Source organism: Sphingomonas sp. dw_22, assembly GCF_018449795.1.
Taxonomy (GTDB): domain Bacteria; phylum Pseudomonadota; class Alphaproteobacteria; order Sphingomonadales; family Sphingomonadaceae; genus Sphingomonas.
This window is the reverse complement of the sequence record NZ_JAAVVE010000048.1, coordinates 14,454-33,081: the sequence shown is the minus strand read 5'-3', so window position 1 is coordinate 33,081 and position 18,628 is coordinate 14,454. Positions and strand designations below refer to the sequence as shown.

Genomic DNA, 18,628 nt, shown 5'->3' with positions numbered 1-18,628 from the left:
CCCCCCCCCCCCCCGCCCCCGCTCCCGCCCGCGCGGGCCGGGAGGGGCCCCGGACCGCCCCCGGCCGGGGCCGGGGGGTTGGCGCGCGCGTTCGGCGGGGGCGGGAACGCCCTCCCGCCCGGGGCGCAGCGAGATGGGCAGCGGCAGCAGCGCCCAGCCGGTCGCGCCCTGCGGGTTCATGTCGAGATAGCGGTTGGCGAGGACGTTCGCTTCGGCCGGCAGCTTGTCCTGCAGCATCTGCACGAGCGGCGCGGCGAGATCGTGGAGCACGTCGCCCGGCATGCCGTCGCCCAGGCGGCGCACCCGGCCCGCCCGGCCGCGCCGATCGATATCGGCCCGGTGCAGCGCGAGCTCGGCGCGCTGGGCCGGGGTGCGTGCGGCATCGTTCAGCCGCTGGAGGAATGTCGCGCCCGATGCCGCCGGGGCATTGGCGTGGCGCGCAGCGATGGCGTCGGCAAAGGCATGCAGCGCGGCCGCATCGAGGCCGCCCTGTTCGAGCGTTGCTTCGAACGAATATCCCTGTCTTGCGGCGGGCGCCGCCATCGCCTTGCTCCCTGCGGCATGGGCCGATTGCCGGCCTTGACCATTACCAGCCTTATAGCACGGCAATTATGAACCGCAGCCGTATCGTTCAGGCGGAACGTGCCGGCGCCCGGTCGAACTGTTTGCCGATCGCGTCGCGCAGCGGCTTGGGCTGGTAATGCTCGTCATAGGGCACGCCGCGCTTGATCGTGCCGTCCTCGCGCGGCTTGAAATTGTTCAGCCAGTTGAACTTGTCGCACAGGCCCCAGACGAGCACGTCATGGACCTGGGGATAGGAGAGCATGATCTCCAGATAGGCCGATCCATATTCGGCGACGGCGGCGTCGCGCAGCTTGAAATCGGTGGGCAGGCCCTTGTCGCTCACGTCCATCTCGGTGACGACCAGCTTGTAGTCCATCGCGACGACCTGATCGAGGAACTCGCGCCAGGGCTTTTCCTGCCGCGCGGCGAGCTGGCCGGCGGTGCCTTCGCCTTTCAGGCTGATGTGCGACTGGACGCCCAGCGCATCGACGGGGACGCCGCGCTTGCGGAAGCCTTCGAGCAGCTTGAGGATGCCGGCGCGGTGGATCTCGTTCTCCGGCTCCCAGCTCATATAGTCGTTGTACACGAGCTGCGCGTTCGGCGAGGCATCGCGCGCGAGGTGGAAAAGATGGTCGAGCATCGCCTGGGTGCCGCCGAACGCCTTGGTGACCACGGACTCGCGCAGGTCGCCGGTCTTCTCGTCCACCGATTCATTGACCACGTCATAGGCGACGATGCGGTTGCCGTAGCGGCGGCAGAGGGTGTCGACGTGCTCGGTCAGGAGGCGATCGGCCTCTTTCGAAGGATTGGGGCCGAAATCATAGGTTTTCAGCCAGTCCGGGAAATATTCGGTCTTGGCCCAGAACAAGGTGTGGCCGCGCATCGGGATCTTGCGGGCCTCCGCCCAGGCCAGCATCGCGTCGGCGCGGGTGAAGTCGAAGCTGGTCGGGGTGGGGCGGGTGCGCTGCCATTTGAGCTCGTTTTCGGGCACCAGGATGCCGCAGTCCTGCTCGATCAGCCTGGCATAGTCCGGGTTGGCATAGGAGCCGGTATCCATGCCGGGCTCGCCCCACAGGAAGCAGGAGCCGAAGCGCAGGCCGTTCTTCGCGGCGCGCGCGTTGAGCCCCGGCGCACCATTCTGGGCGAAGGCGGGCGCGGCGATGCCCGAAGCGGCCAGCGCCGTGGCGGAGGCCAATATGTCGCGCCGCGTGAATCCCGTCATGCCATTACTCCCGGTTACCAATTGAACATCGTGCCGTCTTCGAGCCGATTCACCGGCAGATAGGCGCGCTTGTATTCGTATTTCGCGGCCAGCTCCTCGTCGATCTCCACGCCTAGCCCGGGTTTGTTGCCGGGGTGCATCATGCCGTCCTGGTACGAATAGGCATGGGGGAAGACCGCGTCGGTCAGCGCGGTGTGCGGCATCAGCTCCTGGATGCCGAAATTGGGCACCGACAGGCCGAAGTGCAGCGCCGCCGCCATCGTCACCGGCGAGAGATCGGTCGCGCCGTGGCAGCCGGTGCGGACCTGGTAGAGATCGGCGAGCGCGGCGATGCGGCGGACATGGGTGAGCCCGCCGGCATGGACGATCGTCGCGCGGACATAGTCGATGAGCTGCGCCTCGATGAGGTGCTTCGCGTCCCAGATCGAATTGAAGATCTCGCCCACCGCGAGCGGGACGGTCGTGTGCTGGCGGATCAGGCGGAACGCTTCCTGGTTCTCGGCCGGGGTCGCGTCCTCCAGCCAGAACAGGCGGAACGGCTCCAGATCCTTGCCCAGCCGTGCCGCCTCGATCGGAGTGAGCCGGTGGTGGACGTCGTGGAGCAGATGCACGTCCCAGCCCAGCACTTCGCGCGCCTTTTCGAACAGGGGCACCACCGAGCGCATGTATTTCTCGGTCGACCACAGGCTCTCGGTGGGGAGCGATGCGTCGGCCGGCTCATAGCGCTGGCCCGCCTTGGCGACGCCATAGGTCGCCTTGAGGCCCGGCACGCCCGCCTGGAGCCGCACCGCCTTGTAGCCCTGCTCGACATGCGCGACCGCGGCCTCGATCGTCTCCTCGATCGTCGTGCCGTTGGCATGGCCATAGACCATGCAGCCGTCACGGCTCGCGCCGCCCAGCAGCTGATAGACGGGGAGGCCAGCGACCTTCCCCTTGATGTCCCACAGCGCCATGTCCACCGCGGCGATCGCCGACATGGTGACCGGCCCGCGCCGCCAATAGGCGCCCTTGTAGAGATACTGCCAGATGTCCTCGATCCGGTGCGCGTCGCGGTCGATCAGGCAGGGGATGACATGGTCGGTGAGGTAGCTGGCCACCGCCAGCTCGCGGCCGTTTAGCGTCGCGTCGCCCAGGCCGACGACGCCGTCGCTGGTCTCGATCCGGAGCGTTACGAAATTCCGGCCCGGGCACGTGATGATGACGCGTGCGGAAACAATCTCGGCCATCGGCGCGCCTGGTGCCCCTCCTGGTTCGGCGCATTCGAGCCGTGCGCCATCTGGTAGCGCTACCATGGGCAAGCTGCTACAGCCTTGTCAACGGCGGCGGACGACTGCCCAGGGGAGTGGATGCCGATGTGGCGGAAATTGCTGACTATTTTGTCTGCGTTTTTGGTTTTTGGCGTTGCGAATCAAGCATGTGCCGAAGACGGATATGACCTTTGGCTGCGCTATCAGCCGCTCGATTCGGCGGCGAAGGCGCACTATCGGCCGGTCCTCACCAACTTCGTGGTGCCCAATGCGCGCCCCACGATCCGCGCCGCCACCGACGAGCTGCAGCGCGCCTTCAAGGCGATGTTCGGCTATGCTCTCGTTCAGCGCGAAACGGTGATGCATGACGGCACGGTGCTGGTCACCAGGGCGGATTCGCCGCTGCTCAAGGGCATGGACCTGCCGTTCGCCAGGCTCGGCAAGGAAGGCTATCTGATCCGCAGCGCGACGATCGGCGGCAACCACGTCACCATCATCGCGGGCAACAGCGATGTCGGGGCGCTCTACGGGACGTTCCGCTTCCTCAAGCTGATCCAGACCGGCCAGCCGATCGACAAGCTCGATATTATCGACGTGCCGAAGCTTCAGGTCCGCGTGCTCGATCATTGGGACAATCTCGATCGCCATGTCGAGCGCGGCTATGCCGGGCAATCGCTGTGGGACTGGCAGAAGCTGCCGCTCTACAAGGATCCGCGCTACACCGATTATGCCCGCGCCAACGCCTCGATCGGCATCAACGGCGTGGTGCCCAACAACGTCAACGGCAAGGCCGAGATACTGACCGCCGAATGGCTGGAGAAGGTGAAGGCGCTGGACGACGTGTTCCGTCCTTACGGGATCAAGGTGTACCTCAGCGCGCGCTTCTCCGCCCCGATCGAGCTGGGCGGGCTCAAGACCGCCGATCCGCTCGATCCCGCGGTGATCGCCTGGTGGAAGGCGAAGGTGGACGAGATCTACCGCATCATCCCCGATTTCGGCGGCTTTCTGGTCAAGGCCAATTCGGAAGGCCAGCCCGGCCCGGCCGACTACAAGCGCACCCATGCCGACGGCGCCAACATGCTGGCGGACGCCCTGCGCCCCCATGGCGGCATCGTGATGTGGCGCGCCTTCGTCTATGCGGCCGAGAACCCCGAGGACCGGCACAAGCAGGCCTATACCGAATTCCAGCCGCTCGACGGCAAGTTCCGCGACAATGTGCTGGTACAGGTCAAGAACGGCGCGATCGACTTCCAGCCGCGCGAGCCCTTCCATCCGTTGTTCGGCGCGATGCCCAAGACGCCGCTGATGATGGAATTCCAGATCACCAAAGAATATCTCGGCTTCGCGACACACCTCGCCTATCTCGGCACGATGTGGGAGGAGGCGCTGGAGGCCGACACCTGGCGGCCCGGCAAGGGCTCGACCGTCGCCGATGTCATCGAGAAGCCGGTCGATGCGGACGCGATCACGGGCATGGCCGGGGTCGCCAATATCGGCAGCGACTTCAACTGGAGCGGATCGCAGTTCGATCAGGCCAATTGGTACGCCTTTGGCCGCTTCGCCTGGGATCCGCAGTCGCGCGCGGAGGACGTGGCGCGCGATTGGGCGCACCTCACCTGGAGCAACGATCCCGCCATTGCCGAGCCGATCGTGCGGATGATGATGCGTTCGCGCGAGGCGGTGGTCGATTACATGACGCCGCTCGGGCTGGGGCATCTGATGGCGACGGGGCATCATTACGGCCCCGGCCCCTGGGTCGCGGACCTGGCGCGGCCCGATTGGAACCCAGTCTATTACCACAAGGCGGATGCGAACGGCATCGGCTTCGACCGGACCAGGGCCGGCAGCGACGCGCTTTCCCAATATGCGCCGCAGGTCGCGGCGGAGTGGGGCAACCTCAAGACCGTGCCCGATCGGCTGCTGTTGTGGTTCCACCATGTGCCCTGGGACTATCGCATGCGTTCGGGGCGCACTTTGTGGGACGAACTCGTCTCCCGCTACGATCGCGGCGTGGACGAGGTCGCGGCGATGCAGGTGCAATGGGACGCCTTCAAGGGCCGGATCGACCAGCGCCGCTGGGAGGAAGTGCGTGATTTCCTGGCGATCCAGCACAGGGAGGCGACCTGGTGGCGCGATGCCTCGATCGCCTATTTCCAGTCGGTCTCGAAGCGTCCGCTCCCCGCCGGCCATGCCGCGCCGCCGCACGACCTCGACTGGTACAAGGCGATCCGCACCCCCTATGCGCCGGGTAGGGGTGAGTAGGGGGGAGTAGGGAGGGTAGTCGCCAAAGCCCATCGTCACCCCGGCCTTGTGCCGGGGTCCACTCATCCGCACACGAGCCCTCACGCTTCCAGCCTCTCTCCCAGCATCCCGGTGGACCCCGGCACAAGGCCGGGGTGACGGATGGTGGGCACGGATGCCGGAGATCGATCCGCGCTAAGGCCGTTGCAGCCCGCGCGCGAGGAACGTCTTCACATAGTGGCGGAGCCGCGGCGTCGGCTTGCCCAGCGGGCCGTGATGCTCGGGCGGCAGGTGCGCGGCGGGCTCGCCGTGGCGCTTGAATACATAATGGTCGAACAGCGCGGACCAGCCCTGGCGGCGCTCGGGCGGCAAATGGCTGATCGCCAATATGGCGTAGACCATCGCCTCGAACCGGGCATCCTGGTCCGGCGAATCCGCCCACCAGAAATTGACCAGGATGTTGAAGGCGGAAAGCGCCTCGACATGATGCCACCACAAGGCGGGAATGTAGATCGCGTCGCCGGGCTCCAACTCGGCCGTCTGCGCCGCCGCCAGCGCCTCACGGAAGCGCGGGAAGCGATCGAAATCGGGCTCGGCGAAATCGATCAGGCTGGTCGGCTGGCCCGCCATCGTGTTGTCGATCGGGCCGATATAGAGGTTGGCGGCCTGATCGGGCGGGAACAGCGTGAAGCGGCGCCGTCCGGCCGCGACGCAGGCGACATTGTCCGAACTGTCGAAATGCGCGCTGACGATCGATCGGTTGCCGATCCACACGCGCCGCACCGCGCCGAGACCCTCGACCAGGGGCAGCGGATCGGCCTCGGCGAAGCCGGGCAGGGCATTGCCGGTCTCGACGGCCCCGGCATAGAGGTGTGGGGCATCGTCGCGATCCGCCAGCTCGGCGAGATAGCGCAAGGTCTCGGCGAAGCTCCCCTGCTGCCGCTCGAAATTGAAGCCGCGCATGTCGGGGGCGTAGAAGAAGCGGCCTTTCATCGCCTGCGGGCCGACGAAGATTTCGGCTCGCGCGCCGGAATCGAATTGCAGCAGATAGTCGCGCCCGGCCTGCGCAGAGGCATTGGCGGCCCGCACCAGCGGCCAGTCGCGCACCAGCCCGCGGATCACCACCGGGGCATAGCCGCACGCGATTTCCTCGCGGAAGCTGCGCGCGTCGATCGCGGCGATCTCGGGAAGCGGACTGGGCTTGGGCGGCGGCATCGGGCACCTGCTGGAGCCTTGGGCTATGCCGCGGGGGTGTCCATTGTGTTGCCGGGGTGTGACTGGCGTCGTTTGGATATTTGCCTGCATGAGCGTCGCGGCGGTGGCCGCGACGCTCCGCGGCATCACTTCACCGTGAGCGTGGTGCTCTTGAGCGTCGCCGAATCCGGCCCCGAGGAGATGGTGAACGTCCCCGGCTCGACCACGCGCTTCATCTTGACGTTGTAGAGCGCGAGATCCTCGGGCTTGAGCTCGAACGTCACCGTCTTCTTCTCGCCCGGCTGGAGCGTGACGCGCTGGAAGCGCTTCAGCTCGATCACCGGCCGCGTCACCGAAGCCTCGTCGTCATGGACGTAGAGCTGCACCACTTCGTCGCCGGCGCGCTTGCCGGTGTTGGTCACGTCGACATTGACCTTCACATTGTCGTCGATGCCGATCGCGCTTGTCGCCAGCACCGGCGCCGCGATGTCGAAGCTGGTGTAGCTGAGCCCGTAACCGAACGGATAGAGCGGGCTCGTGTCGCCGAACAGATAGCCGCGGCGGGCCGAGGGCTTCCTGTTGTAGTAGATCGGGAGCTGCCCGACATTGCGCGCGATCGATACGGGCAGCTTGCCGCCCGGATTGGCGCGGCCGAAGATCACGTCGGCGAGCGCGTTGCCGGTCTGCTCGCCCAGATACCAGCCCTCGATCAGCGCCGGGGCCTTCTCGGCGAGGTAATTGACCGAATAGGGGCGGCCGTTGAGCAGGATCACCACCACCGGCTTGCCGAGCGCGAAGATCGCCTTCGCCAGCTCGTCCTGTGGGCCGACCAGATCGAGGGTCTCGCTGTCGCCCAGATGGCCGTCCGCCCATGCTTCGCGGCTCAGCGCCTCGTTGCCGCCCAGCACCATCACGACGACATCGGCATTCTTCGCGGTTTCGATCGCCTCGGCGCGCAGCTTGTCGTTGGTCGCGGCGGGAGTCAGCGTGACGGCGTCCTGCGCCCAGACGCGGCCCTCGGTGATGCGTACGCCCTCGGCATAATCGACCTGGAACTTGCCCTTGCCCTCGGTCTGCATGCCCTCAAGCACGCTGACGACATGGTTGGGCACGTCCGAATAGCCGCCGATCGGCGTGTCCTTGGCGTGGGTGCCGATCACGGCCATCCGCTTGATCCCGGCCGCGTCTAGCGGCAGCAGGCCCTCGCCGTTCTTGAGCAGCACCACCGATTCCCGCGCCGCCTGGCGGGCCAGCGCGATCGCGTCGGGCGCATTGGTCTTCTTCGCCGCGGCCTTGAGATCGGCATAGGGATTTTCGAACAGCCCGCCTTCGAACTTCATGCGAAGCACGCGGCGCACGGCATTGTCGATCTGGCCCTGGGTCACGCGGCCTTCGCGGACCAGATCGAGCAGCCGGTCATAGCCCTCGCCGTCCGGCGTCTCGACATCGACCCCGGCATCGATCGCGCGGGCGCCGGCATCCTTGACGTCCTTGAACATCTTGTGGCGCGTCACGAGCTCGCGGATCGCGAAATAATCGCTCACCACCGCGCCCTGGAAACCCCATTCGCCGCGCAGCACGTCGGTCAGCAGCCATTTGTTGGCATGGCTCGGGATGCCGTCGATCTCGTTGTAGCTGGCCATCACCGACAGCACCGGCAGCGTCTTCACCGCCTTTTCGAAGGGCGGGAAGAAATCCTCGCGCAGCGTCCGCTCGCCCAGCGAGGCGGGGCCGACATTGGTGCCGTTCTCGGGCTGGCCATGGCCGGTCATGTGCTTGAGGGTGACGAACACCTTGTCCTTGGCGAGCGGCAGCGTGGTGCCCTGGAAGCCGCGGATCGCCGCCAGCCCCATTTCGGAGACGAGATATGGGTCTTCGCCATAGGTCTCCTCGATCCGGCCCCAGCGCGGATCGCGGGCGACATCGACTACCGGCGCCAGCACCAGATTGGCGCCGCGCGCGCGGGCCTCGCGCGCGGCCACCGAGAAGACCTGCTCCAGCAGCTTGGGATCCCAGGTGCTGGCCAGCGCGATCGACTGCGGGAAGCTGGTGGCGCCCGGCGCGACCAGGCCGTGCAGCGCTTCCTCGTGCATCAGCATCGGGATGCCGAGCCGGGTTTTCTCCACCGCCCATTTCTGCGCGGCGTTGATGTAGCGGGCGGTTTCCTCGGGGCTGCGGTTGGAGGCGTTGGCGGTGACGCCGGCTGCGCCGTTCGCCTGCGCGGCGACGCCGCGGCGATCGGAAGGGCGCGAGACCATGCCCAGCCCGTTGGGGAATGCCTGGCTCGCCTTGGCGGGATCGAACTCGCCGGCGACCGTCTGGATGCGGTCCTTATGCTCCCAGATCGCGACGATCTGCGCGGCCTTCTCCTCCAGCGTCATCCGCTTGAGCAGGTCGTCCACGCGCGCCTCGATCGGCTGCGCGGCATCCTTGTAGAGCGGCTTTTCGGCGCGGGCGGCGGTCTGCGCCTGCGCGGCGGGCGCCAGGAGCGGGGTGAGTGCCGTGGCGGCAATGGCAAGCGCGGCGATGCGGCGGAAGTTGCGCAAGATCCTCTCCTTTGGGCTCGCGGCGCCCCTGCGCCGTCTCGATATTATGGTAGCGCTATCAGTTATAGGGGCCACGAAGCGGGCCGGTCAACCAACTCTCCACCGGCGCGTAGCCGATTGCAATCTTGTTAACGTGAACCTATGCCCCTTGTCAGGAGTGGGAATGAGCAGACCCAGTCGGCGGAGCCGGGGCACAGTTACCGTACAGGACGTGGCGCGCGCCGCGGGGGTGTCGGCCATGACCGTATCTCGCGTCGTGAACGGCGGCGCGAACGTGCGCGAGACGACCCGGGCCGCGGTGCTCGAAGCGATCGCCAAGCTCAATTATTCGCCCAACAGCGCGGCGCGCAGCCTGGCGGCGGGCGATGCGACCCAGATCGGGCTGCTCTATTCGAACCCCTCCGCGGCCTATCTCTCGCAATTCCTGATCGGCGCCTTGGCCGCCGCACGCCGCGCCGGCTGCCATCTGGTGCTGGAGGCGTGCGAAGGCGAGCGCGCCGACGAGCAGGCCGAGGCGACGCGCAGCTTCGCCTCGACCAGCGTCGAGGGCGTGATCCTGCCGCCGCCGCTGTCCGAGGCCGCGCCGGTGCGGGCCGAGCTGGAGGCGGCGGGGATTCCCTGGGTCTCGGTCGCGATGGGCATGCCGCCCGAGCGCAGCCTGAACGTCCGCATCGACGATTTCGAGGCGGCGGGGGCGATGACGCGGCATTTGCTCGATCTCGGCCACCGCAATATCGGCTTCATTCGCGGCAATCCCAACCAGACGTCGAGCACCGAGCGCTTTCGGGGCTTCGCCGCCGCGCTGGAGGCGGCCGGGATCGATCTGGCATCGGTGCCGGTCGAGCAGGGCTATTTCACCTTCCGATCGGGCATCGTCGCCACCGAGCGGCTGCTCGACCGGCCCAACCCGCCGACCGCGATCTTCGCCAGCAACGACGACATGGCCGCCGCCGCGGTGGGCGTCGCGCATCGCCGCGGGCTGCACGTGCCGCAGGATCTGAGCGTCGTCGGCTTCGACGATACCTCGCTTGCCACCACGATATGGCCCGAACTGACCACGATCCGCCAGCCGATCGCGGCGATGGCGGAGGAGGCGCTGACCCAGCTCCTGGCGCGGCTGCGCGCCGAGCGCGCCTCCGAGCATGCGGCGCTCAAGGAACAGATCCTCGACCATCAGCTCATCGTGCGCGAATCCTCGGGGCCGCCGCCCGGCGCCGATGCGGCGGCGCGCAGGCCCGCGATCGGACACGGCCGGCCCGGCGGGCCGAACCGCCGCTGAAGCCCAACAGGCAGCTTGCTTTTCACTGGCGAAGCGGCCACCGTTACCGCTAACAACCCGCCCGTCGCGCGGGTGTGCAGGAGAGGATCGAGCGGATGAATCAAGTGGGGGAGAGGGCCAATATCGGCCTCATCGGCGCAATCGTCGCGGTGGCGACGATCGGCGGCCTGCTCTTCGGATATGACAGCGGCGCCGTGAACGGCACGCAGCCGGGGCTGAGGGCGGCGTTCGCGCTGGACGATGCCGGGCTGGGCTTCACCGTCGGCTCGCTGCTGATCGGCTGCGTCGTCGGCGCCTTCTTCGCCGGCACGCTGGCGGACCGCATGGGCCGCCGCAACGTGATGCGGATCGCCGCGGTGCTCTTCATCGGCGGCGCGCTGGTGCAGGGCATCGCGCACGATCACACCATCTTCGTCATCGCCCGCATCATCGGCGGCATCGCGGTGGGCGCGGCGAGCGTGCTTTCGCCGGCCTATATCTCCGAAGTCGCCCCCGCGAACATTCGCGGCCGGATGACGACGGTGCAGCAGATCATGATCATCACCGGCCTGACCGCCGCGTTCTTCGCCAATTATTATCTCGCGCAAGGAGCCGCGCGCCCGACCGTTCCGGGCGACGTGCCGTCGCTCAACCCGCTGTGGTTCGATATCGAGGCCTGGCGGTGGATGTATCTGCTGCAGGCGGTGCCGGCGGTCGTGTTTCTCATCGCGCTGTTCTTCATTCCGGAGAGCCCGCGATACCTCGTCTCGAAGCGCCGCAACGAAAGCGCGACGCGCGTGCTGACGAACCTCTTCGGCCCGACCCAGGGCGCGCTCAAGCTCGCCGAGATCCAGGCCAGCTTCTCGACCGATCACCGTCCGCGCCTCAGCGACGTGCTGACCCCGGCCGGCGGGCGCGGCTTCCTAGGCGTCCGCTCGATCGTCTGGGCCGGCCTGCTGCTTGCGGTGTTCCAGCAGCTCGTCGGCATCAACGTGATCTTCTATTACGGCGCGACGCTGTGGCAGGCGGCCGGATTCTCCGAATCCGAAGCGATGATGACCAACATCATCTCGGGCAGCATCTCGATCCTGGCGTGCTTCGTCACGGTGGGCCTGGTCGATCGCATCGGGCGCAAGCCGCTGCTGCTGATCGGTTCGGCGGGCATGGCGGCGACGTTGTTCGCCATGGTCTATGCCTTCTCCACCGGCACGCTGGAGGCGGGGACGCTGGTCCTGCCCGGCGACATGGGCAAGGTGGCGGTGGTCGCGGCGCTGGCCTATTCCGCGTTCTTCAACATCAGCTGGGGGCCCGTGATGTGGGTGATGCTCGGCGAGATGTTCCCGAACCAGATCCGCGGTTCGGCGCTGGCGGTGTGCGGCTTCGCGCAATGGTTCGCGAATTTCCTGGTCGCCCAGTCGTTCCCGATCATGCTGGGAAGCATCGGCCTGGCCACCAGCTACACGTTCTACGCGGTCTGTGCCGTCATCAGCTTCTTCCTGGTCCAGAAGTTCATCGTCGAGACCAAGGGCAAGGAACTGGAGGCGATGGAGGGCTGAACTCGATCCTCCCCGGCACGGGGAGGGGGACCGCCGCCGAAGGCGGTGGTGGAGGGGGATTGCCCCAACGGACGTCGCGTGTGGCTGGGCCCCCTCCACCAGCCTGCGGCTGGTCCCCCTCCCCGTGCCGGGGAGGATCGTGAGGAAATATGACCCGTACCCCCGTCCGCCCGTTCCGCTCCCGCGAATGGTTTGCCGCGCCCGGCCGCAGCGACATGGCGGCGCTCTATCTCGAGCGCTTCATGAACTACGGCATCACCCCGGACGAGCTGCGCAGCGGCAAGCCGATCATCGGCATCGCGCAATCGGGCAGCGACATCGCGCCGTGCAACCGCATCCATCTGGAGACGGTGAAGCGCGTCCGCGAGGGCATCCTCGCGGCGGGCGGCGTGCCGATGGAGTTCCCGCTCCATCCGATCTTCGAGAATTGCCGCCGGCCGACCGCCGCGCTCGATCGCAACCTGGCCTATCTGGGGCTGGTCGAGATCCTCAACGGCTATCCGATCGACGCGGTCGTCCTCACCACTGGCTGCGACAAGACCACGCCGAGCTCGCTGATGGCGGCCTCCACCGTCGATATCCCGGCGATCGTCCTCTCCGGCGGGCCGATGCTCGACGGCTGGCACGAGGGCGAGCTGGTCGGATCGGGCACCGTCATCTGGCGCAGCCGCCGCAAGATGGCCGCGGGCGAGATCGACGAGGAGGAATTCCTCAAGCGCGCGATGGAGAGCGCGCCGTCCTCGGGCCATTGCAACACGATGGGCACGGCATCGACGATGAACTCGATCGCCGAAGGGCTGGGCATGAGCCTGCCCGGCTGCGCGATGATCCCGGCGCCCTATCGCGAGCGCGGCCAGATGGCCTATGAGACCGGCAAGCGCATCGTCGAGATGGCCTATGAGGATCTGCGGCCTTCGAAGATCCTGTCGCGGCAGAGCTTCCTCAATGCGATCAAGCTGCTCACCGCGATCGGCGGCTCGACCAACGCCCAGCCGCACCTCAACGCCATGGCGCAGCATGCGGGGATCGAGATCACGCCGGACGACTGGATGACCGGCTACGACCTGCCGCTGATCGTCAACATGCAGCCGGCGGGCAAATATCTGTCCGAGAAGTTCCACCGCGCCGGCGGCATCCCTGCGGTGCTGGCCGAGCTGATCGAGGCGGGCGTGATCGACGGCGGCGTGGCGACCTGCACCGGCAGGACCATGGCGGAGAATGTCGCCGGCCGCGCCGTCATCGATCGCGACGTGATCTTCCCCTATGCGCGCCCGCTGATGGAGAAGGCCGGCTTCCTGGTGCTCAAGGGCAATCTGTTCGACATGTCGATCATGAAGACCAGCGTGATCTCCGACGATTTCCGGGCCCGCTATCTCGCCCGGCCGGGGCATGAGGGCGTGCTGGAGGGCCGCGCGATCGTGTTCGACGGATCGGACGATTATCATCATCGGATCAACGATCCGGCGCTCGGCATCGACGAGGACTGCATCCTGGTGATCCGCGGCGCGGGCGTGCTGGGCTGGCCCGGATCGGCCGAGGTGGTCAACATGCAGCCGCCCGATCACCTGATCCAGAAGGGCATCATGAGCCTGCCGACGATCGGCGACGGCCGCCAGTCGGGTACGTCGGACAGCCCGTCGATCCTCAACGCCTCGCCCGAGAGCGCGGCGGGGGGCGGGCTTTCCTGGCTGCGTACCGGCGACACGATCCGCATCGATCTCAATATCGGCCGCTGCGACGCGCTGGTCGACGAGGCCGAGATCGCCCGCCGCAAGGCCGAGCCCGCGCCGCCGATCCCGGCGAGCAACACGCCCTGGGAAGAGCTGTACCGTGAGAAGGTGGGGCAGCTTGGCGAGGGCGGCGTGCTGGACTTCGCGGTGAAATATCGCCGCACCAGCGAGAAGACGCCGCGCCACAATCATTGATGCGTGCGCATGGCGGGGCGTAGAGCCCTGGCCATGCATCCGCTCGACAATCCCGCCTGGAGCGCGCTCCGATCCACGCAGGCGCATCTCGCGCGCGGCAAGGGGCGGGCGTTGCGCTATGACGGTGAATACGCCATCTTCGCTGCGGCGGAAGACCATGGCACCGAGGCACTGGCGGCGCTGGGGGGACTGATCGCCGCCACGGGACCGGCGATCCTGCTCCAGCGGCAGCCCCTGCTGCCGGTGCCGGGCACGATCGTCGGGAAGCGGCGCGAGGGCGTGCAGATGGTGGCGGAGACGCTCGCCCCCTGGGATGCGCCTTGCGACTTCGTGCCGCTTGGCGATACCGATGCGGCGGAGATGCTGGCGCTGGCGACGCTTACCGAGCCCGGGCCGTTCTTCGCCCGCACCCATCGGCTCGGCGACTTTATCGGCGTGAAGCGCGACGGGCGGCTGATCGCGATGGCGGGCGAGCGGATGAAGCCCGCCGGCTTCACCGAGGTCAGCGGCGTCTGCACCCATCCCGATTTCCGCGGCCAGGGCCTGGCGGGCGCGCTGATGCGGATGGTGGCGCAGCGGATCGCGGCGCGCGGGGAGACGCCGTTCCTCCACGCCTATGCCGACAATCTCGGCGCGATCGGCCTGTACGAGCGGCTGGGATTTCGCCTGCGCTGCGCAGTCGACGTGACGGTGCTGGAGTGTGCGAACCGGTCGCAGGAAATATGATAATGATTTGCAATAGTGGCGTTCAGGCGGCTGAGGCGCAAAGCCAGCGGTCCATCGCCAGGTTCGCCGCGACGACGATCGCCGAGCCGCCGAGCGTCGCGATCAGCCGGTCGCCGAGCAGCGCGGGTTCGAGCGGCTTGCCGATGTCCATCGCCAGCAGGATCACCGGCGTCGAGACCGCCGAATAGAGGAGATAGTTGCCCGCCCGCGCCAGCGGGGCGACCGTCGCCAGCAGGGCGGCGAGCAGCCCGAGCACCGCGAGTGGCGGATTTGCGTGGAGGATCATGCCCACCGCGCCTACGCCGATGAGGTTGCCGATCGCGCGCTGGGTGATCTGGACCGGGAGATGCTCGATCTGGCGCGGCGTCAGCAGCGCGACGGTGAGGATGATCCAGCCGAAATGATGCGCCGGCCACAGATCGCGGACCAGGCAGGCGGCGGCGAGCCCCGCGGCGAGCCGGAGCGGATATTGCCAGCCCTGGAGCGTGCGCAGCGTGCGGCGCCAGTGGATGCGCCGCTGCGCCGGCGTGGGCGTGCGGCCGGGGGCCGGCATGACCTCCTTGGGTGCGTGGCCCCGCTTCCGGAATGCGATGCGCAGTTCCGCCCGCCAGAGCGCGCCGAGGCCGAACAACAGTGCCGCGCCGCCGCCATGCGCGCCCGCACCTTCCATCAGGCTGAGGTTGAGGACGAAATAGACGATGAAGCGGATCGCCCCGATCGCCGCCGGGCGGCTGTAATTGGTGAACGTCGCGGCGAAGCCGGCCAGCGCGATCGTCGCGACGTCGTGCCCGGGCACAGGGGCGAGCGCGGTCGCCAGCACCACGGCGAGCAGCACCGGGAGCAGGATCGTGCCGAGCGGCGGGCGCGGCTGGGGTGCAGCCTCGCCCGGCATGTCGCCGGCCAGCAGCATCGATCCCAGGCCGATCGTCAGGCCGAGCGCGGGCCGTCCCGCGGCCAGCCCCGCCAGGATCGGCACGCCTGCGCCGATCGCCGCGATCGCCAGGGTGCGGCCGTCGAACCGCGCCTCGTGCGACCAGCGCAGCGTGTCGTGCAGATGCGCGCCGCAAAGTCGTTGCAGCTTCATGGCGATTTCCCTTTCCGGCCGGCGCTATTCGGTTTCCGCTTCCTCGCGCAGGTCGATCAAGGTGGCGAGAACCTCGCGGGCATGGGCGATCTTGGTCTCGCCGAGCCGAGCCAGCAGCGCCGCGTCGATCGCATCGCCGGCCTCGCGCTGCGCGGCGGCCGCCGCCCTGCCGCGCTCGGTGAGGCTGACGGTCAGCCGGCGCCGGTCGCTGGGATCGATCTGACGCTCGAGATAGCCGCGCAGCACCAGCGCATCGACCAACTGGCCGGCGGCCTGCTTGCTGACGCGCAGCTCTCGGACGATCTGGCTGAGCGGCGTCCGATTGAGGGCGAGCGCGCCGATCACGTACATGCCGTTGGCCGGCACATCGTCATAGCCACCCTCCGCCAGCGCGGCGCGCATCGCCGAACCATAAGTGGTGCGCGCATGGCGGAGCAGCGCGGGCATCGTGACGTGCATCCAGGGGGATGAGTCTTCGGTCATACGGGATCGTGTGCGGTACGTCTGATTGATAGTCAATATTCAGTACTATTTGTGGGCAATAGTCACTATTCGGTGATATGGCGGCGTGGTGGACCGTGTCACTGACTGGTGATAAAGCATGCGCCATGCCGGACAGGGATCGGGAGAAAAGGCCGCGCGACGCGGCGCGCACGCGGGCGGCTATCCTCGCCGCTGCCGCGGATCTGCTTGCCGAACGCGGCTTCACGGGCTGGGGCGTCAACGCCATCGCACGGGCGGCCGGATGCGACAAGCAGTTGATCTATCGCTATTTCGGCGGGCTCGACGGACTGGCCGAGGCGATCGGCGAGGATCTCGCCCGCTGGCTGGAGGAGGCACTGGCGGCATCCCCCGGCGCGGCGCCGCCCGCCAGCTATGCCGAGCTGATGGCGCGTCTCGCGACGCGCCTGCTCGACGCGCTGCGGGCCAATCGGCTTGCCCAGCGGATCATCGCCTGGGAATTGGCCGAGCCTTCCCCGCTCGCCGAGGGCTTCTCCGCCGCGCGAGGCAAGGCACTGGCGGCCTGGGTAGCGCGCGAGCGCGGTACGCTGCGGCGGCCGGCGGGCGTGGATGCGCCGATGACCAATGCGCTGCTGGTGGCGGGCGTGCAGCAGCTCGTGCTCGCCGCGGCATCGGGCGGGCGCTTCATGGGCATCGCGCTGAACGACGAAGCGGGATGGGAGCGCGTCCGTGCCGCGGTATCTGCGACGGCGCATGCGCTGTATCGCGATTAGAACGTATCGGCATTCGTGCGGGAGAGGCTGACGGTCACACTCCTCCGCGAGCGAACTCCCCACACCTCCAGCGGCTCTCCCAGTCGCACAGTGGACCCCGGCACTTCGGCCGGGGTGATGGGAAGCGGGGCTTACACGCCTTCGCGGATCAGCGCGCCGGGCTGGCCGGCCACGTCCACGTCGAAGCGGAACAGGTCGCCGGCATGCGGCTCCTTCTTCAGGTCGGCGGGGGAGAGGTGCTTGTTGGCGGTGGTCGCGAACACCGTTTTCAGGTCTGGGCCGCCAAAGGCGATCTTGGTGATGGCGCTCACCGGGAAGGAGACCGTCTCGATCAGTTCGCCCTGCGGCGAATAGCGGCGCACCGCCCAGCCATTGTAGAGCCCGATCCAGACACAGCCCTCGGAATCGACCGTGGGGCCGTCGGGATGGCCTTCGCTGTTGGGGATGCGGACGAATTCGCGGCGGTTCGCCAGCAGGCCGGCATCGTCCACGTCGCAGGCGTAGATCACGCCGCCCAGCGTATCGACATGGTAGAGCGTCCTGCCGTCCGGGCTCGCCGCGGGACCGTTGGTGATCGAGACCGGCGGGCTGCTCGGCACGCAGGCGCCGTCCGCGCCGAGGCGATAGATCGTGCCGGTCGCGGCCTCCTCGCCATCGTCCATGCTGCCGAACCAGAGCCGGCCATGGGGATCGACGGTGGCGTCGTTCAGACGGTTGCCGGGCAGTTCGGGCTCGGGCGCGACGATGGGCAGGAAGCTGCCGTCGCGCGCGTCGAAGCGGGCGAGGCCGGACTGGAGCCCGGCGACGAAGCCACCGCTCGCGATCGGCAGCAGGAAACCGATCTGGCCGGGCGCGTCCCAGCTCCGTGTTGCGCCGCTCGCCGGATCGAGCCGGTGGATCTTGTGGCTCTTGATGTCGACGAACCAGAGTGCCTGGTCGCGCTCGACCCAGGCCGGGCCTTCGAGGAGCGGCGCTCCGAGCTGCCAGATGCTGACCGGCTCGGAAATCGCCACTTTGCTCATTATCGCCAACCCGCATCCACGAAATATTCGTGGCCCGTTATCAGGCGGGCGTCGTCGGAGGCAAGGAACAATGCCATCGCGGCGATGTCGTCGGGGACGAGCCGGCCCTTGAGGCACTGGGCATTGACGATCTCGGCCTCGCCCTCGGGCGTGTACCATTTGAGCTGGCGCGGCGTGCGCACATTGCCGGGGACGATACAGACCGAGCGGATATTGTCGCCGCCCAGCTCGCGCGCGAGGCTGCGGGTGAGGCCCTCGATCGCGGCCTTGCAGGTCTGGTAGAGCGTCAGCCCTTCGAGCGCGAGGTGCCAGGAGATCGAGCCGAGATTGACGATCACGCCCGCGCCCTTGGCCTTCATCCCCGGCATCACCGATTGCGCGGCGAAGAACAGGTGCTTCAGGTTGGTGTTGAGGCGGTTTTCCCAATAGGCCTCCGTCACTTCCTCGATCGTGTGGCGATCGTCGTTGCCGGCGTTGTTGATGAGGATGTCGAACGCGCCGTTCGCATCGATCAGCTGCTGGATCGCGGCCTGGAGGGCGGCGATGTCGGTCAGGTCGAGCTGCTGGAAGAACGGGGCGGGGCCGACGCTGGAGAGCGTCGCGACCAGGGCTTCCGAATCCGCCTGGGCGATGTCGAAGAAGGTGACCTGCGCACCCTGGCGGACGAACCCCTCGACAATGCCCGCGCCGATGCCCGAGCCGCCGCCGGTGATGAGCACGCGCTTGCCCTTCAGGCTGGGATAGACGGCACGCTGATCGCTGGTGAGGGGCAGGTGCATGGGATCAGCTTCCGACATGAGTAGGGAAT

Annotated in this window: 14 protein-coding genes and 1 pseudogene; 6 read left to right on the top strand and 9 right to left on the bottom strand. The window is 67.8% G+C overall.

Translation table 11 applies throughout. From position 1 onward, the window contains the following. The 3 genes and pseudogenes from HB724_RS17235 to manD all read right to left on the bottom strand — a co-directional run. A pseudogene (locus HB724_RS17235) lies at window positions 1-543 on the bottom strand (hypothetical protein); the annotation flags it as partial. Window positions 544-631: 88 nt separating this feature from the next. After that, the gene (locus HB724_RS17230; RefSeq protein ID WP_213982181.1) at window positions 632-1,786 is read right to left on the bottom strand and encodes an endo-1,4-beta-xylanase; all 1,155 of its coding nucleotides are present in this window, start codon (window positions 1,784-1,786) and stop codon (window positions 632-634) included. 14 nt (window positions 1,787-1,800) lie between these two features. Then, window positions 1,801-3,012, bottom strand: a complete 1,212-nt coding sequence (gene manD, locus HB724_RS17225; RefSeq protein ID WP_213982180.1) for a D-mannonate dehydratase ManD — start codon at window positions 3,010-3,012, stop codon at window positions 1,801-1,803. 126 nt (window positions 3,013-3,138) lie between these two features. Here manD and HB724_RS17220 point away from each other — a divergent pair, with 126 nt between their 5' ends. Then, window positions 3,139-5,295: an alpha-glucuronidase family glycosyl hydrolase gene (locus HB724_RS17220; protein ID WP_213982179.1), complete on the top strand. Its 2,157-nt coding sequence runs from the start codon at window positions 3,139-3,141 to the stop codon at window positions 5,293-5,295. 174 nt (window positions 5,296-5,469) lie between these two features. Here the strand turns inward: HB724_RS17220 and HB724_RS17215 are convergent, their stop codons facing one another. Further along, the gene (locus HB724_RS17215; RefSeq protein WP_213982178.1) at window positions 5,470-6,489 is read right to left on the bottom strand and encodes a cupin-like domain-containing protein; all 1,020 of its coding nucleotides are present in this window, start codon (window positions 6,487-6,489) and stop codon (window positions 5,470-5,472) included. 125 nt (window positions 6,490-6,614) lie between these two features. Further along, window positions 6,615-9,014, bottom strand: a complete 2,400-nt coding sequence (locus HB724_RS17210) for a glycoside hydrolase family 3 N-terminal domain-containing protein (protein ID WP_213982177.1) — start codon at window positions 9,012-9,014, stop codon at window positions 6,615-6,617. A 163-nt stretch (window positions 9,015-9,177) separates the two neighbouring features. Between HB724_RS17210 and HB724_RS17205 the strand changes: the two genes are divergently transcribed. From HB724_RS17205 to HB724_RS17190, 4 genes are all read left to right on the top strand, one after another. Continuing rightward, a complete protein-coding gene (locus tag HB724_RS17205; RefSeq protein WP_213982176.1) occupies window positions 9,178-10,293 on the top strand; it encodes a LacI family DNA-binding transcriptional regulator in 1,116 nt (371 codons plus the stop codon). Between the two features lie 95 nt (window positions 10,294-10,388). Continuing rightward, window positions 10,389-11,828, top strand: a complete 1,440-nt coding sequence (locus HB724_RS17200) for a sugar porter family MFS transporter (RefSeq protein WP_213982175.1) — start codon at window positions 10,389-10,391, stop codon at window positions 11,826-11,828. A gap of 149 nt (window positions 11,829-11,977) precedes the next feature. Further along, complete coding sequence (locus tag HB724_RS17195) at window positions 11,978-13,753, top strand: IlvD/Edd family dehydratase (RefSeq protein WP_213982174.1); 1,776 nt, start codon at window positions 11,978-11,980, stop codon at window positions 13,751-13,753. A 33-nt stretch (window positions 13,754-13,786) separates the two neighbouring features. Beyond that, window positions 13,787-14,479, top strand: a complete 693-nt coding sequence (locus HB724_RS17190; RefSeq protein ID WP_213982173.1) for a GNAT family N-acetyltransferase — start codon at window positions 13,787-13,789, stop codon at window positions 14,477-14,479. A 22-nt stretch (window positions 14,480-14,501) separates the two neighbouring features. Here the strand turns inward: HB724_RS17190 and HB724_RS17185 are convergent, their stop codons facing one another. Then, complete coding sequence (locus tag HB724_RS17185; protein WP_213982172.1) at window positions 14,502-15,563, bottom strand: FUSC family protein; 1,062 nt, start codon at window positions 15,561-15,563, stop codon at window positions 14,502-14,504. Window positions 15,564-15,587: 24 nt separating this feature from the next. Next, a complete protein-coding gene (locus HB724_RS17180; RefSeq protein ID WP_213982171.1) occupies window positions 15,588-16,046 on the bottom strand; it encodes a MarR family transcriptional regulator in 459 nt (152 codons plus the stop codon). Window positions 16,047-16,171: 125 nt separating this feature from the next. Between HB724_RS17180 and HB724_RS17175 the strand changes: the two genes are divergently transcribed. Then, window positions 16,172-16,798 carry a TetR family transcriptional regulator gene (locus HB724_RS17175; protein WP_213982170.1) on the top strand — a complete coding sequence of 209 codons (627 nt, stop codon included), beginning with the start codon at window positions 16,172-16,174 and terminating at the stop codon, window positions 16,796-16,798. A 131-nt stretch (window positions 16,799-16,929) separates the two neighbouring features. Here HB724_RS17175 and HB724_RS17170 read toward each other — a convergent pair whose 3' ends face one another. Together HB724_RS17170 and HB724_RS17165 are read right to left on the bottom strand one after the other, a co-directional pair. Beyond that, window positions 16,930-17,820 (bottom strand): SMP-30/gluconolactonase/LRE family protein, encoded by an 891-nt coding sequence (locus HB724_RS17170; RefSeq protein ID WP_213982169.1) that lies wholly within the window; start codon window positions 17,818-17,820, stop codon window positions 16,930-16,932. Beyond that, on the bottom strand, window positions 17,820-18,599 hold the full coding sequence (locus tag HB724_RS17165; RefSeq protein WP_256731591.1) for an SDR family oxidoreductase: 780 nt from the start codon (window positions 18,597-18,599) through the stop codon (window positions 17,820-17,822). The genes HB724_RS17170 and HB724_RS17165 overlap by 1 nt, the downstream gene beginning before the upstream one ends. Between the last annotated feature and the right edge of the window lie 29 nt (window positions 18,600-18,628).

Bases quoted from the DNA above. Each gene is read 5' to 3' on its own strand.
- HB724_RS17195 (WP_213982174.1), top strand. From the start codon at position 11,978: ATGACCCGTACCCCCGTCCGCCCGTTCCGCTCCCGCGAATGGTTTGCC.
- HB724_RS17190 (WP_213982173.1), top strand. From the start codon at position 13,787: ATGCATCCGCTCGACAATCCCGCCTGGAGCGCGCTCCGATCCACGCAG.
- HB724_RS17165 (WP_256731591.1), bottom strand. From the start codon at position 18,599: ATGCACCTGCCCCTCACCAGCGATCAGCGTGCCGTCTATCCCAGCCTG.
- HB724_RS17170 (WP_213982169.1), bottom strand. From the start codon at position 17,820: ATGAGCAAAGTGGCGATTTCCGAGCCGGTCAGCATCTGGCAGCTCGGA.
- HB724_RS17215 (WP_213982178.1), bottom strand. From the start codon at position 6,489: ATGCCGCCGCCCAAGCCCAGTCCGCTTCCCGAGATCGCCGCGATCGAC.
- HB724_RS17180 (WP_213982171.1), bottom strand. From the start codon at position 16,046: ATGACCGAAGACTCATCCCCCTGGATGCACGTCACGATGCCCGCGCTG.
- HB724_RS17175 (WP_213982170.1), top strand. From the start codon at position 16,172: ATGCCGGACAGGGATCGGGAGAAAAGGCCGCGCGACGCGGCGCGCACG.
- HB724_RS17200 (WP_213982175.1), top strand. From the start codon at position 10,389: ATGAATCAAGTGGGGGAGAGGGCCAATATCGGCCTCATCGGCGCAATC.
- manD (WP_213982180.1), bottom strand. From the start codon at position 3,012: ATGGCCGAGATTGTTTCCGCACGCGTCATCATCACGTGCCCGGGCCGG.
- HB724_RS17230 (WP_213982181.1), bottom strand. From the start codon at position 1,786: ATGACGGGATTCACGCGGCGCGACATATTGGCCTCCGCCACGGCGCTG.
- HB724_RS17220 (WP_213982179.1), top strand. From the start codon at position 3,139: ATGTGGCGGAAATTGCTGACTATTTTGTCTGCGTTTTTGGTTTTTGGC.
- HB724_RS17185 (WP_213982172.1), bottom strand. From the start codon at position 15,563: ATGAAGCTGCAACGACTTTGCGGCGCGCATCTGCACGACACGCTGCGC.
- HB724_RS17205 (WP_213982176.1), top strand. From the start codon at position 9,178: ATGAGCAGACCCAGTCGGCGGAGCCGGGGCACAGTTACCGTACAGGAC.